The sequence below is a fragment of the Streptomyces sp. HSW2009 genome (assembly GCF_040240285.1).
GTDB lineage: Bacteria > Actinomycetota > Actinomycetes > Streptomycetales > Streptomycetaceae > Streptomyces.
Map to the genome: position 1 here is coordinate 1 of NZ_JBEHZD010000160.1, position 14208 is coordinate 14208.

Genomic DNA, 14208 nt, shown 5'->3' on the forward strand with positions numbered 1-14208 from the left:
AAAACCCCCAACATCAATCACTTCCCCCCCCCCCCCCCCCCCTCTTTCACCCCCCCCCCCCCCCCCCCCCCCCCGGGGCCGCCCGGGGGGGGGGCCGCCAGTCGGGCGGGGTGATTACCGGCCCGTCTCCTTCTCGTACGCCTTGATGACCTCATCGGTCGGGCCGTCCATCAGGAGCTCGCCCTTCTCCAGCCACAGCACCCGGTCGCAGGTGTCCCGGATCGACCGGTTGTTGTGGCTGACCAGGAAGACCGTGCCGGCGTCCTTGCGTAGCTCACGGATGCGGGCCTCGGAGCGCTTCTGGAACTTCCGGTCCCCGGTCGCCAGCGCCTCGTCGATCATCAGCACGTCGTGGTCCTTGGCCGCGGCGATGGAAAACCGCAGTCGGGCCGCCATGCCGGAGGAGTACGTGCGCATCGGCAGCGTGATGAAGTCGCCCTTCTCATTGATGCCGGAGAAGTCGACGATCTCGTCGTACCGCTCGCGGACCTGTTCGCGCGACATTCCCATGGCCAGACCACCGAGAATGACGTTCCGTTCACCGGTCAGGTCGTTCATCATCGCCGCGTTCACACCCAGCAGCGAGGGTTGACCGTCGGTGTAGACGTGACCGCGCTCGGTGGGCAACAGGCCGGCGACGGCCTTCAGGAGCGTGGACTTGCCGGAGCCGTTCGAGCCGATGAGTCCGATCGACTCGCCCCGGTAGGCCACGAAGGTCACCCCGCGCACCGCGTGCACCTCGCGCATGCCGGGGGACGAGGTCCGGCCGATGATGCGGCTGAGCGCGGCGGTGGCGGTGCCCTTGCCGCGGGCGCCGCCGTTGACCCGGTAGACGATGTGCACGTCGTCGGCGATGACGGTGGGCCGCTGGTCGGCCGGCGTCTGCTCGGGGGATTCCTCAGCCACGGCCGTACTGCTCCTCTGCCTTCCAGAAGTACAGGAACCCGCCCACGCCGGCCAGCACGGCCCAGCCGAGCGCCAGCAGCCACACGTGCGGCGGCAGGTTGGCGGCGGGGTAGTCGTCCATGAGGGCGTAGCGCATCAGGTCGATGTAGACGGACGCCGGGTTGGCGAGGAGCACGTCCTCAAGCCACTGCGGGGCGTCCTTCTTCTCCAGCATCGCCGGGATGCTGTACATCACGCCGGACGCGTACAGCCAGGTCCGGGTGATGAAGGGGAGCAACTGCGCCAGGTCGGGCGTCTTGCTGCCGAGCCTGGCCATGACCATCGCCAGACCGGTGTTGAAGACGAACTGGAGGATGAGCACCGGGACGATCAGCACCCAGGACATGTCCGGGTAGTGCCCGAACCCGACCAGCACCATGGCCAGCACGATCATCGAGAACAGGAGCTGCTGGAGCTGCTGGAGCGAGAACGAGATGGGCAGCGCGGCCCGGGGGAAGTGCAGCGCCCGCACCAGGCCCAGGTTCCCCGAGATCGCCCGTACGCCGGCGATCGCCGAGGTCTGCGTGAAGGTGAACACGAAGACGCCCGTGACCAGGAAGGGGATGTAGTCGTGGTTCTTCATGCCGCCCCGGCCGCCCATCAGCAGGCCGAAGATGAGGAAGTACACCAGGGCGTTGAGCAGGGGGGTCGCCACCTGCCAGAGCTGGCCGAGCTTCGCCTGGCTGTACTGGGCGGTGAGCTTGGCCTGCGAGAAGGCCAAGATGAAGTGGCGCCTGCCCCACAACTGCTGGACGTACTCACCGAGCCCCACCCGGGCGCCGCTCACCGACAGGCCGTACTTGCGGGCCAGTTCGGCGGGGGTCAGCCCGTCGTCGGGGGATGGTGGGGAAGTCATGGCGACCACACTGTCGTGCGTAGTCTCGCTCACAGTTGACACTTTCGTCCTCAAGGTGCGCTGCCGGGGCCCTGCCCAGGATCGCGCCCGATGCTCTCAGACCAGAGCTTCTCAGATCACAGGAGGTCGGCCCAGCCGGGTCAGGCGCCATACCGTACGCCACTTCATCGGCCGTCGCGGGCCGCAGGGCGTCGTCCAGCCTTCCTTGAACCCGCCGAACCACGCGCGCAACGCCGGCCCCGAGGGCTTCCTGACCAGCGTGAGCACCATCCATACCGCCAGATAAACGGGCACCAGCGGGAGCGGCAGATTGCGCCGTGCCAGCCACACCCGGTTCCTGGCCACCATCCGGTGGTAGACGGCGTGCCTGCTCGGAGCCGTCGTCGGATGGAAGAGCACCAGGTCTGACCGGTAATCGATCATCCAGCCGGCGTCCAACGCCCGCCAGGCCAGGTCGGTCTCCTCGTGCGCGTAGAAGAAGGCGTCGGGCAACCCGCCGACCTCGGCGAACACCCGGGTGCGCACCGCGTTGGCGCCGCCGAGGAAGGTGGTCACGCGCGAGGAGCGCATCGGGTCGGCGGCGCGCAGCCGGGGCACGTGGCGCCGCTGGGTCTCCCCCGTGTCGGGGTCGGCGATGCGGAAGCTGATGATGCCGAGCGCCGGGTCGGCGGCGAACGCCGCCCGGCACAGCTCGGCGGTGTCATCGCCGGGCAGCAGCCCGTCGTCGTCGAGGAAGAGCAGCACGTCCACGTCCCGGCCACCGGGCCCGAACGCCTCGATGCCGACGTTGCGGCCGGCCGGGATGCCCACGTTCTCGGGAAGCTCCACGGTCCGTACGTCCGCCGGCAGGGTCGGCAGCGGCGAGCCGTTGCCGACCACGACGACCTGCACCGGCGCTCCCTGCTGGCGGGCCACCGAGTCCAGCAGGGCGCGCAGCTCGTCGGGGCGGTTGCCCATGGTCAGGATGACCGCGCCGACGGTGAGCCCGGCGGTGGCGCTCACTTGAGCCTGCTGGAGGCGAGGATGGACACCAGGTGCAGCAGCGTCTGCACGAGGGCGATGGCCGCGAGTACGGCGACGCCGAGCCGGGTGAAGAAGAGGTCGCCGCGGGTCAGGTCGAGGATCGCGACGAGCAGGATGACCAGCGACGCCTCCACGCCGCCGACCAGGCGGTGGAACTTCAGCGCCGCAGCCGCCTTGCGGGCCAGCGCGATCCCCGACGAGCGCGGCGTCGCCGCCTCGTCCTTGACCGCGGGCAGTCCGCTGCGGGCCCTGGCCACGTCCACCAGGTCGGTCTCGGCCTTGATCAAGATGGCGCCGAGCGCGGCGAGCGTGCCGAGGAAGGCCCACATCCAGTTCGTCGAGTCGCCCTCCTGGTGGAAGACGTCGGCCGCCCGGACGCCGAAGCCGACGAGCAGCGCCGCCTCCGACAGGTAGTGGCCGATGCGGTCCAGGTAGACCCCGGTGATCGAGGTCTGCCCGCGCCAGCGGGCCACCTCTCCGTCCACGCAGTCCAGCAGCAGGTAGAGCTGGATGAGGAGGGCGCCGAGCAGCGCCCCGGTCAGCCCCGGCACCAGCAGCGCGGCGCCGGCCAGGATGCCGGCCAGCACCATCAGGTAGGTGAGCTGGTTGGGCGTGATCCTGGTGTTCACCAGGTACGGGTCGCACCGCAGCGAGATCTCTCGCATGTACAGGCGTCCGGCCCAGTGCTCACCGCTGCGCCGGTCCTTCACGCCTTCGGGGTGGACGACCGGGCGGAGTTCAGCTACTGACGGTTTTGGCATAGTCGGCGTATGCGTCCCTGATCTCGTCGGTGGAGAGCCCCAGGTGCTCCAGAATCGTGTAGCGCCCCGGGCGGGTCTGCGGCGCGTACTCCACCGCCGTGACGAACTCGTCGGTGGTGAAGCCGATCTCGCTGGGCAGCACGGGCAGCCCGTGCCGCCTGAGGACGTCGACCATCAGGGCCGACGTCTCGTGCGCGCCGCGCAGGTGCATGGCGAAGGCGGCGCCGAGGCCGCACTGTTCGCCGTGCGAGGCGGCGCGCTTGGGGTAGAGCAGGTCGAACGCGTGGTTGATCTCGTGGCAGGCGCCGGAGGCGGGGCGGCTGTCGCCGGCCACCGACATCGAGATCCCGGTCAGCACCAGGCCCTCGGCCAGTACGGTCAGGAACTCGTCGTCCCCGCAGCCGCCGGGGTGCCGCAGCACCGCCTCGCCGGCCTGTCGCGCCATGGCGGCGGCCAGGCCGTCGATCTGCTCGCCGGTCTCGCGGTGCGAGAGCTCCCAGTCCGCGACCGCGGAGATGTTGGAGATCACGTCGCCGACGCCGGAGCGTACGAAGCGGATCGGGGCCTCCCTGATCACCTCCAGGTCGATGACGATGGCGATCGGGTTGGGCACGCCGTACGAGCCGCGGCCCGCGTCGTTGTCGAGCGTGGCCACCGGCGAGCACAGGCCGTCGTGCGAGAGGTTGGTGGCGACGGCGACCAGCGGCAGGCCGATGCGGGCGGCGGCGAACTTCGCACAGTCGATGATCTTGCCGCCGCCCATGCCGACCACCGCGTCGTAGCGGCCGGACTTCATGGCGTCGGCGAGCTTGATCGCGTCGTCCAGCGTGCCGCCGCCGACCTCGTACCAGGAGGCGCCGGGCAGCGCCGGCGCGAACCGCTCGCGCAGCGCCGCGCCCGAGCCACCGCTGATGGCGATGGCGAGCTTGCCCGATGCGGAGATCCGCTGGTCGACCAGGAGCCCGGCCAGGTCCTCCAGGGCGCCCGACCTGATGTCGACGACGACCGGTGAGGGGATGAGCCGGGTCAGTACTGGCACGCGATCTCACGTCCCTTGGCGAGGTCGTCGTGGTTGTCGATCTCGACCCACTTGACGTCGCCGATCGGGGCGGTGTCGATGGTGAAGCCGCGGTTCACCAGCTCCTGGTAGCCGTCCTCGTAGTAGAGGTCGGGGTCGCGCTCGAAGGTGGTCTTCAGCGCGTCGGCCAGCTCGTCGGCGGCCTCCGGCTCGATCAGCGTGACGCCGATGTACTCGCCGGTGGCGGTGGCCGGGTCCATCAGCTTGGTGATCCGCTGGACGCCCTTGGCCGGGTCGGTGATGACCTTCATCTCCTCGTCGGCGAGCTGCTTGACCGTGTCGAGCGCGAGGATGATCTTCTGGCCGTTGCCACGGGCCGCGAGCAGCGACTTCTCGACGGAGACCGGGTGCACGGTGTCACCGTTGGCCAGGATGGCGCCCTGCTTCAGGACCTCGCGGGCGCACCACAGGGAGTAGGCGTTGTTCCACTCCTCGGCCTTGTCGTTGTCGATGAGCGTGAGGCGGACGCCGTACTTGCGCTCCAGCGCCTCCTTACGCTCGTAGATCGCTTCCTTGCGGTAGCCCACGACGACGGCGACGTCGGTGAGTCCCACCTCGGCGAAGTTGCCCAGCGTGAGGTCGAGCACGGTGGTCGTGCCCTCGCCCGCGGGGTCCACGGGCACCAGGGCCTTGGGCAGGGTGTCGGTGTAGGGGCGCAGACGCCGCCCGGCGCCTGCCGCCAGCACGAGGCCGATCATGCGGGTTCTCCTGATTCGTCGTGTACAGCGGGTGCTCCGGCGGAGACCCAGAAGCGGATGCTCTCGATGAGCACCGCGAGCGCCAGGGCCACAGCGAGTGCCGTCAGCGCGATGGTGAGACCGGTGCCGTGCAGCAGGGCTGCGCCGACCGTGACCACCAGGACGCGTCCTTCGTGCCCGCCGGTCAGCCGCACCAGCCAGGCCGGCGGCGCGCCGGTGCCGCCGCGAATGCGGTACACCGTGTCGTAGTGATGGTAGGCGACGGCGGACACCAGACCGAAAGCAGCGGGCAACGCTCCGTTCACTTCCGAGCGCGCGGCGAGTACGAGGACGGTCAGGTACTCCGCCGCCCGGAACAGCGGCGGGACCAACCAGTCCAGCGGGCCCTTGAGCGGCCGGGCGACGGCCAGGCCGGCGCAGAGCGCGTACCCGGCGGCGCCCAGGACGGGCCACCAGGCGCCCGGCCGGCCCACCCACAGCGAGCCGATGAGCAGCGCGGTGCCGACCGCCGCCAGCAGCGGGGCGCCGAACCGCAGGCCGGCCGCGCGCCGCCAGGGGCCGCGGGCGACGGCCTCGGCCAGCGGGCCGGAGTCGGCGAGCTGGGCGAGGGCGGTGGCGGCCCGGTCGGTGCGAACGGCCCTGCGGTTGAGCGAGCGCAGCACCCGGCCGGCGGTGGTGTAGCAGGCGGCCAGGGCGCAGCCCACGAGCAGGGCGTAGAAGGTGATGCGCGGGGTGGTGAGGGCGGTGAGCACGGCGATCATGGCCCAGCGCTCGCCGATCGGCAGCACGACCATGCGGCGGGCCCAGACCGTCCAGCCGACGCTGTTGAGCCGGTCGGACAGGGCGGCGGTGGGGCTGTTGTTGCCGGTGGCGTCGTGGTTGGCCTCGTTGAAGGAGAAGTCGACCACGTGCCGGCAGGTCTGGAGCACCATCGCGCCGAGCGCCAGCGCCCACACATCGTCGCCGTCGCCCGTGCGGGCCGCGCCCACGGCGAGGCCCGCGTAGTACGCGTACTCCTTGGCCCGGTCGAAGGTGGCGTCGAGCCAGGCGCCCAGCGTGGAGTACTGGAGCGAGTAGCGGGCGAGCTGGCCGTCGGTGCAGTCGAGTACGAAGGAGGCGATGAGTAGCAGCCCGGCGGCGATGAAGCCGGGCCTGCTGCCGGTGGCCGCACAGCCCGCCGCGACCAGCGCGGTCAGCAGCGATGCGGTGGTGACCTGGTTGGGCGTGAAGCCGCGGCGGGCGCACCAGCGGGCGATGTAGCGCGAGTACGGGCTGATGCAGAAGGTGGTGAAGAAGCCGTCGCGGGCCTTGACCGCGCTGCGCAGCCGTACCTGTTCCTGGTCGACGTCAGCGATGGCGGCCCTGGCCCGGGCGCGGGCCGCGTCGTCGGCGGGGACGGTGGCGACCAGCACGCCGAGTTCGGGGCGGTGCACGGGCACCTCGGCCGCGGCGAGGTCGGCGGCGAGCAGGTCGGGCAGGTTGGCCGCGGGCTGCGGCCCGGCGGCGGGGCCGCTCGGCGCGGTCTCGTGGGGCGGGGCGGCGGCTTGGGCCTGGGCTGGTCCTGCGGGTACCGCGGCGCGGGCCGCGAGGGCGCGTATCAGGGCCGGTCTGGCCGCGGGCTGCGCGGTGAGCGCGCCGGGCGCGGCGGCGGCGGGGAAGCGGGGGTCGGTCAGGGCCAGCCGCAGGGCGTGCAGATGGCCGGTGAAGCGGCCGTCGACGAGGGCGACGCGCTGTTGCGCCGGGACTGCGGCCAGCTCGCGGGCGGCGTCGGCGGCGTCGGCCGCCGGGCGGACGTCGAAGCCGAGTGTCCGCAGGTCGTCCACGACGGACGAGCCGACGACCGGTGCACCGGTCACAATGGCGGTCGACAGTCGAACTCACTCCTTGGCAACTGGCACGGTCGCGCCGGTTCACGGCCGGTTCATGGAATGTCCGGGCAGCGGTCGTGACCAGCCCCGCCCCGCGGGCGGCGGGCAGGACGTCGGCAGAGGCTATCGGATCACCGACGGAGGCTGTTCACCGCACATTCACTTCACGATCGGGTGAACGACGGATTGGCCTGTAGCGATCATCATGGTCGATGCCCGCCGCGCTCGACAAACGCCGCTTCGCTCAGGCGGCCGATTTCCGGTCGGTAGGGTGCGGGCATGACGTGGCTGATCACCGGCGGTGCCGGATACATCGGGGCGCATGTCGTACGCGCCATGCGGGCGGCCGGTGAGCGGGTGGTCGTGGTCGACGACCTGACCGCCGGCGTCACCGAGCGGCTGCCGGCCGACGTGCCGCTGGTCCGCGGCTCGGTCCTGGACCGGGAGCTGGTGGCCCGAGTGCTGGCCGAGCACGCAGTGACGGGCGTGGTGCACCTGGCCGCGAGGAAGCAGGTGGCGGAGTCCGTCGCCCAGCCGATCCGCTACTACGAGGAGAACGTGCACGGCCTGGCCGTGCTGCTCGAAGCGGCGGTCGCCGCGGGCGTGCGGGCCTTCGTCTTCTCCTCGTCCGCCGCCGTCTACGGCATGCCGGACGTGGACCTGGTCACCGAGGCCACCCCGTGCCAGCCGATGAACCCCTACGGCGAGACCAAACTGGCCGGCGAGTGGCTGGTGCGGGCGGCGGGCGCGACGCACGGCCTGGCCACGGCCTGTCTGCGGTACTTCAACGTGGCCGGCGCGGCCAGCCCCGAACTCGCCGACACCGGGGTGTCCAACATCATCCCGATGTTCTTCGACCGGATCGCCAGCGGCCGGGCCCCGCTGGTCTTCGGCGACGACTACCCGACACCGGACGGCACCTGCGTACGGGACTACGTGCACGTGGCCGACCTGGCCGACGCCCACCTGGCCGCGGCCCGCTGGCTGGCCGGCCTGACCACGCCGCGCGACCTGACCGTGAACATCGGCACCGGCCGCGGGGTGTCGGTGCGGGAGATGGCCGAACTGGTCGCGAAGGTCACCGACCACCCGGGGCCGGTCGCCGAGGTGGCGCCCCGCAGGCCCGGGGACCCGGCGCGGGTGGTGGCGTCCGCCGAGCGGATCGCCACCGAACTCGGCTGGTCGGCCCGGCATGACGTACGGGAGATGGTCGAGTCCGCGTGGGAGGGCTGGCGCCACCACCAGAGCACGCTCCGCTGACTCACTCGGGCTCCCATCGACACACCGGGCCGCCCACCGCCCCGCCTTACCTGCACACCTGCACACCTGCACACCTGCACACCTGCACACCAGGACCGTCCCGCACCAGCCGCGCCCCCGACCCCCGTCGGCCCGGGGCGCGCCGCCGCGGGCAGCGCCCCCGCCCCCGCCCGCGGCCCCCGCCGGCCCCCGCCCCCGGGCCCGCCGCGCCCCCCCCCCCCCCCCCCGCGCCGCGGGCGGGGGGGGGGCGGCGTCGGCGAGCGCGCCGGCCCGGGCCCGGTGCCACCGCGTACGAGAGCCCGTGGGCGCGCGGCTCACCGCGGCCACGCCGCCGACGTGGGGCGGGCAGGGGCCACTGCCGCGGCGGGGCCCGCGCGGGGCGATACAGACAAGTACGGACAAGTACGAACACGTGCCGGCGGGTACTGCCGGGCACCGGTGGATGCGGGTGGTTGCGGATGAATGCCGCGGACAGGTGCAGGCAGGTACGAGCAGACGGGGGCAGGTACGGAGCGAGAGCGGGCAGCCGCGGCGCCGGCCCGAGACGGATGCGGGGCGGATACAGAGCGGACGCGGGGCAGGCACAGGGCCGCCGCCAGGCGCATGCGCACGATCCCGGCCCGTAGGGCATCCGCGCAGGTCACAGCCAATGACAACGGTATTCAGCGCCGCGTTGCATTCACCCCCCGACACCCCGTTCACTGAGATCGACGCCGCGCTGCCAGGGCCGGCCGATGACCGATGTGGAGGCATTCATGGGTGCTGGGCATCAGCACGGTCACTCCCACGCGGCCCCGCCCGCCGGGGCGACGGGCACCGCTGCCGCCGCCTACCGCGGGCGGCTGCGGATCGCGCTCGGCATCACGCTGACGGTGATGGTGCTGGAGATCCTGGGCGGGCTGCTCGCGGGGTCGCTGGCGCTGCTCGCGGACGCGGGGCACATGGCCACCGACGCGGTCGGCCTCGGCATGGCGCTGTTGGCCATCCACTTCGCGGGGCGGCCCGCGAGCCCGCGCCGCACCTTCGGCTACGCCAGGGCCGAGATCCTGGCCGCGCTCGCCAACTGTCTGCTGCTGCTCGGCGTCGGCGGCTACATCCTGTACGAGGCGGTCAGCCGCTTCCTCACCCCGGCCGAGACCGAGGGCGGGCTGACCCTGGTGTTCGGCGCGATCGGCCTGGTCGCGAACGTGATCTCGCTGTCGCTGCTGCTCCGCGGCCAGAGCGAGAGCATCAATGTGCGCGGCGCCTTCCTTGAGGTGCTGGCGGACGCGCTCGGCTCGGTGGCCGTGCTGGTCTCGGCCGGGGTGATCATGGCGTCCGGCTGGCAGGCGGCCGACCCGATCGCCTCGCTGGTCATCGGGGTCATGATCGTGCCGCGCACCTGGAAGCTGCTGCGCGAGACGCTGAACGTGCTGCTCGAAGGGGCGCCGCAGGACGTGGACACGGCCGAGGTGCGCGACCACATCCTGGCGCTGCCGGGCGTCGAGGGGCTGCACGACCTCCATGTGTGGACGATCACTTCGGGGCTGCCCGTCCTCTCAGCCCATGTCGTAGTAAGCCCGGAGGTGTTGGATTCTGTCGGTCATGAGAGGTTGCTCCATGAATTGCAGGGCTGTCTCGGCGAGCATTTCGACGTGGAGCACTGCACCTTCCAGTTGGAGCCCGGTGGGCACGCGGCGCACGAGGCTAGGTTGTGCCACTGACGCATGCCGCTGACATGCGGCAAACTGGACCGCCGAAGCCCAACGACGAGGATGGACATGCCGACCACACCCATCAACGGCCCCTCCACCGACAGTGCGGCGGCAACCGTGCCCGCCCCCGCCGCGCAACCGATCATGCTCGAACTGGTCGATGAGGCCGGCCATACGATCGGCACCGCGGAGAAGCTCTCCGCGCACCAGGCCCCCGGCCGGCTCCACCGCGCCTTCTCCGTCTTCCTCTTCGACGACCGCGGTCGTCTACTGCTCCAGCAGCGCGCGCTGAGCAAGTACCACTCCCCCGGCGTCTGGTCGAACACCTGCTGCGGCCACCCGTACCCGGACGAACCGCCGTTCGTCGCCGCCGCGCGCCGCACCGGCGAGGAGCTCGGCGCCGCGCCGCTGCTGATGCGCGAGGCGGGCCGGGTCCGCTACAACCACCCCGACCCCGCCTCCGGTCTGGTGGAGCAGGAGTACAACCACCTGTTCGCCGGGCTCATCGGGACCGATCTGCGGCCCGACCCCGAGGAGATCGCCGACACCGCGTTCGTCACGCCCGAGGAGTTGGACAAGCTGCGCGCGGAGCGGACGTTCTCGGCGTGGTTCATGGACGTGCTGGACACCGCGCGGCCGACGATCCGCGAGATTACGGGCGCTGCCGCGGGTTGGTAGCGGCCAGCGGGAGCGCGGCCCAGACGACCTTGCCGCCGCTCGCGGTGTGCTCGACGTCGTAACTGCCGCCGACCTCATCCGCTACCGCCTTGACCAGCAGCAACCCCCGCCCGCCGGTCTGGCCCTGGTCCGCGACCAGGGCCTTCGGCCGGTAGGGGTGGTTGTCCTCGACGGCGACCTTGACCCACTGCGGTCCGATGGAGACCTCGATCGCGATCTCCGGTGAGAGCAGCGCGGCGTGCTTGACCGCGTTGGTGACCAGTTCGGAGGCGATCAGCAGCAGGGACTGGAGGATCTCGTCGGCGACGGGAACGCGCTGGTTCCTGAGCAGGTCGCGCACGGCGTGCCGGGCCTGGGGCACGGCGGCCTCCTCGGTCTTGGCCGTGAACCGCCACACGCCCTCGTACGCAATGGGTCTCCGGGGCGGGGCCTGCCCTGGGTCAGGCGGGACGCTCCCGAGAATCTCCATGTCCGATACCCACCCATCTAGCACTGCCGTAGCTCGACATTCGTGACGAGTGTTAGGAGTGCGCGGGGTGGCGCCGACCAACTGAACACAAGTCGGCGTCTATCGACACTTTTTGACCGGGTGGCGTTGGCGGGTTTACTAGTGCGACGCATTGTGTCCGCCCAGCCGGGAGCACCTTGATCGTCTCGGGGCGGCTCATGGGGCACGCGTCCGCGTCCGGACCGCACCGTCCGTCGGCGCCGTCGCACACACCGACCGGGTGACGCGCCTCGGTGGTACGGGCCGGGCGCGGGCGAGCCCTGACGCGGCGGCGGGTTCGGGGGTCGGCTCCGTACGAGCCCCGTCGGAACGGGCCGCGCGCCGGCCGGCCGTCGCGGCTGGATCGAGCCCGTCGCGGCGCCGTCCCGCCGGGGCCGACCACACTCGTCCGGGTGGTCCTGGCGCTCGCACTCTCCCGCCACACCCACCCCCACTGCGCCGCGCACCCCCTACGCGATGCGCCGTTCGCACCCCGAAATGCGTCTCCCGCCGGCCGCCAACCCGTCTCCGACCAGGCACATCGCCCCTTCTGAACGTCAGTGAGAACTTTGTTCCAGGGTTGGCCGCCGGATGAGTGATCTCTTCCACTCAGCAGACGATGGGATCTTCGTCGTAGCCTTCCAGCCACCCGGATACGATCCGCGCATGGAGCCTTGCCTGCTGTATTCGGTCACCGACGGCATCGCGACCGTCATGATCCACAACCCCACCAAGCGCAATGCCATGACGTACGACATGTGGCGCGAACTACCCCCCCTGCTCGACAAGCTCACGGTCGATCCGCACGTGCGGGCGCTGGTGCTGACGGGCGACGGCGACACCTTCTGTGCAGGCGCGGACATCGGCTCCCTGATCGAGCGGGGCGAGGAGGCCCAAGGGCTCGCGGTGACGGCCGAAGAAGCGCTCGCCGCCTTCCCCAAGCCCACCCTCGCCGCGGTGCGCGGATTCTGCGTGGGCGGCGGCTGCCAGTTGGCCGCCGCCTGTGACCTGCGCTTCGCCACCAGCGACAGCGCCTTCGGCATCACGCCGGCCAAGCTCGGCATCGTCTACCCCGCCTCGTCCACCGCCCGGCTGGTGGGCCTGGTGGGGCAGGCCACCGCCAAGCACTTGTTGTTCTCGGCCGAGTTGATCAACGCCCAGCGTGCTCATCTGCGCGGCCTGGTGGACGAGGTCTTCGCACCGGAGGACTTCGACCACGAGGTGGCCCACTTCGCGCGCGTACTGGCCTCCCGCTCGCAGCTCACGCAGGCCGCGGCGAAGGAGTTCATCGCCGGCGTGGTGGACCCCGACCGCATCGCCTACTGGACCGAGCAGGCGCGTACCAGCGACGACACCGGCGAGGGGGTCACCGCCTTCCTGGAGCGCCGGGCGCCGCGCTTCCAGTGGACGCTTCCGGCCAGCTAACTGACAGCGGCCGGCCGCATCTCCGGCACCGCTTCCGGCCATGGCTACCTGCCGGTAGCGTGCGCGGCATGACCTCACTGCCCGAGCGCGCCGTCCGGCGCTGCTACCGCGTCCTCAACCCGCTGCACTCCTGTACGTACTTCGCTCCCGAGACCGCCGAGGAGCTGGGGCAACTCGGCGTCAAGGAACCGCGAGGCGTCTACTTCGCCGCCCGCTCGGCCCCGCTGGGCCGGGTGGGCGCCGCAGTGGTCACCGCGACGTTCTACGGGTTCAAGCACGAACTGGTCGCCCAACACCTGCCCGGCGTGTGGGACGTGACGACGCCCGAGGCGGCGATCGAGGCCCGCTACACCGCGGTCGACGCGGCGCTGCACCGGCTGCTCGGGGCGGACGCTGCGGCCTCCGCCGAACTGGCGGAGGCCGCCGAACTCGCGGTGCGCGCCACCGAGGCGTGCAGCCGCGCCGCCCGTCCGCTGTACGCGGCGCACGCCGAGATCCCCATACCGCAGAGCCCCGTCCTGGCACTGTGGCACGCGACGACGCTGCTGCGCGAGCACCGCGGCGACGGCCATCTGGCGCTGCTCGTCGACGCCGAACTCGACGGCCTGGAGTCGGTGGTCTCACACTCGGCCAGCGATCACGGGATGAACCCCGAGTGGGCCCGTGAGATGCGCGGCTGGTCCGAGGAGGAGTGGGCGGCTGCCGAGGACCGGCTGCGCGAGCGCGGCCTGTTGGCGGCCGACGGGACGCTGACCGAGGCCGGCAGCGACCTGCGCAAGGACCTGGAGAACCAGACCGACCGGCTGGACCGGGCACCGTACGAGCACCTCGGCGCGGCGGGCGTCGAGCGGCTGACGGAGCTCGCCTCGACGTTCGCGGCGACGCTGGTGGCCGGGGGCGCCTTCCCCGCCGACCTCTTCCCCAAGCGCTGACCCGCGGGCCGTCGGCCGGGGACGGACCGGCCGCGGCACACCGGCGCCCGGGGCCGAACGGGGCACGCCGAGGCCGGTATTGGGCGGGTCAGGTGCGCGCAGATCGGTTTATCCGGGACGTCCCGGGTACTCGGGTTTCGGCAGGCGGCGTTCTGACGGGCGCGTCGTCGATGCGGACGAGACAGGAGCCCGAGACGGAAACCGAAGCCGAGGAGGAAGTGCCGCCTTCCGTGCCATCGCCGATGTCCTCCGTGCCGTGGGCGGCACGCTGGCCGCAGTCGTGACGCTCCCCTTCCGGGCCCTCGCCCGGCTGTTCGGCGCGGCGTCTGGCGGCGGCCCACGCCGCCGCAGGGTGTGAGCGCGCGCCGGTGGGTGACCACCTGACCCCGCCCGCGCACCGCCACACCCACGCAGCACACCGCAGCCGCCCGGCACCACGCCGGGCGCGGGGGGGTTTACACCAGGGCCCCCCCACGGGCCGGGCGGCGCTGCGCGGAGGGGGG

14 protein-coding genes are annotated in these 14208 nt (G+C 71.8%); 6 read left to right on the forward strand and 8 right to left on the reverse strand.

All coding sequences use genetic code 11. The features are described 5' to 3' along the window. Positions 1-114 precede the first annotated feature (114 nt). The 7 genes from AAHZ94_RS14610 to AAHZ94_RS14640 form a co-directional block, all read right to left on the reverse strand. Positions 115-906 carry an ABC transporter ATP-binding protein gene (locus AAHZ94_RS14610; RefSeq protein WP_349993303.1) on the reverse strand — a complete coding sequence of 264 codons (792 nt, stop codon included), beginning with the start codon at positions 904-906 and terminating at the stop codon, positions 115-117. Next, on the reverse strand, positions 899-1834 hold the full coding sequence (locus AAHZ94_RS14615) for an ABC transporter permease (RefSeq protein WP_349993304.1): 936 nt from the start codon (positions 1832-1834) through the stop codon (positions 899-901). The genes AAHZ94_RS14610 and AAHZ94_RS14615 overlap by 8 nt, the downstream gene beginning before the upstream one ends. A gap of 78 nt (positions 1835-1912) precedes the next feature. Next, entirely contained in the window at positions 1913-2758 is an 846-nt protein-coding gene (locus tag AAHZ94_RS14620; protein WP_349993314.1) for a glycosyltransferase family 2 protein, read from the reverse strand. 41 nt (positions 2759-2799) lie between these two features. Beyond that, the gene (locus tag AAHZ94_RS14625; protein WP_349993305.1) at positions 2800-3585 is read right to left on the reverse strand and encodes a CDP-alcohol phosphatidyltransferase family protein; all 786 of its coding nucleotides are present in this window, start codon (positions 3583-3585) and stop codon (positions 2800-2802) included. Further along, the gene (locus AAHZ94_RS14630; protein WP_349993306.1) at positions 3563-4624 is read right to left on the reverse strand and encodes an iron-containing alcohol dehydrogenase family protein; all 1062 of its coding nucleotides are present in this window, start codon (positions 4622-4624) and stop codon (positions 3563-3565) included. Before AAHZ94_RS14630 ends, AAHZ94_RS14625 begins: the two co-directional genes overlap by 23 nt. Next, on the reverse strand, positions 4612-5361 hold the full coding sequence (locus AAHZ94_RS14635; RefSeq protein ID WP_349993307.1) for a phosphocholine cytidylyltransferase family protein: 750 nt from the start codon (positions 5359-5361) through the stop codon (positions 4612-4614). Before AAHZ94_RS14635 ends, AAHZ94_RS14630 begins: the two co-directional genes overlap by 13 nt. After that, positions 5358-7232 (reverse strand): DUF5941 domain-containing protein, encoded by a 1875-nt coding sequence (locus tag AAHZ94_RS14640; RefSeq protein ID WP_349993315.1) that lies wholly within the window; start codon positions 7230-7232, stop codon positions 5358-5360. Before AAHZ94_RS14640 ends, AAHZ94_RS14635 begins: the two co-directional genes overlap by 4 nt. Positions 7233-7508: 276 nt before the next feature. Between AAHZ94_RS14640 and galE the strand changes: the two genes are divergently transcribed. From galE to idi, 3 genes are all read left to right on the forward strand, one after another. Next, positions 7509-8489 carry a UDP-glucose 4-epimerase GalE gene (gene galE / locus AAHZ94_RS14645; protein WP_349993308.1) on the forward strand — a complete coding sequence of 327 codons (981 nt, stop codon included), beginning with the start codon at positions 7509-7511 and terminating at the stop codon, positions 8487-8489. Between the two features lie 755 nt (positions 8490-9244). Further along, positions 9245-10192: a cation diffusion facilitator family transporter gene (locus AAHZ94_RS14650; protein ID WP_349993309.1), complete on the forward strand. Its 948-nt coding sequence runs from the start codon at positions 9245-9247 to the stop codon at positions 10190-10192. Between the two features lie 57 nt (positions 10193-10249). Then, complete coding sequence (gene idi, locus AAHZ94_RS14655; protein ID WP_349993310.1) at positions 10250-10861, forward strand: isopentenyl-diphosphate Delta-isomerase; 612 nt, start codon at positions 10250-10252, stop codon at positions 10859-10861. Here the strand turns inward: idi and AAHZ94_RS14660 are convergent. Next, positions 10836-11330, reverse strand: a complete 495-nt coding sequence (locus AAHZ94_RS14660) for an ATP-binding protein (protein ID WP_349993311.1) — start codon at positions 11328-11330, stop codon at positions 10836-10838. The two genes, idi and AAHZ94_RS14660, sit on opposite strands and share 26 nt — an antisense overlap. A 684-nt stretch (positions 11331-12014) precedes the next feature. On the opposite strand from AAHZ94_RS14660, the gene AAHZ94_RS14665 reads away from it, so the two are divergent. The 3 genes from AAHZ94_RS14665 to AAHZ94_RS14675 all read left to right on the forward strand — a co-directional run bounded on the left by AAHZ94_RS14665 (position 12015) and on the right by AAHZ94_RS14675 (position 14063). Further along, a complete protein-coding gene (locus AAHZ94_RS14665; protein ID WP_349993312.1) occupies positions 12015-12773 on the forward strand; it encodes an enoyl-CoA hydratase/isomerase family protein in 759 nt (252 codons plus the stop codon). A 68-nt stretch (positions 12774-12841) separates the two neighbouring features. Beyond that, positions 12842-13705 carry an SCO6745 family protein gene (locus tag AAHZ94_RS14670; protein WP_349993313.1) on the forward strand — a complete coding sequence of 288 codons (864 nt, stop codon included), beginning with the start codon at positions 12842-12844 and terminating at the stop codon, positions 13703-13705. Between the two features lie 235 nt (positions 13706-13940). Further along, entirely contained in the window at positions 13941-14063 is a 123-nt protein-coding gene (locus AAHZ94_RS14675; RefSeq protein WP_349993316.1) for an LPFR motif small protein, read from the forward strand. The last annotated feature ends 145 nt before the right edge of the window (positions 14064-14208 follow it).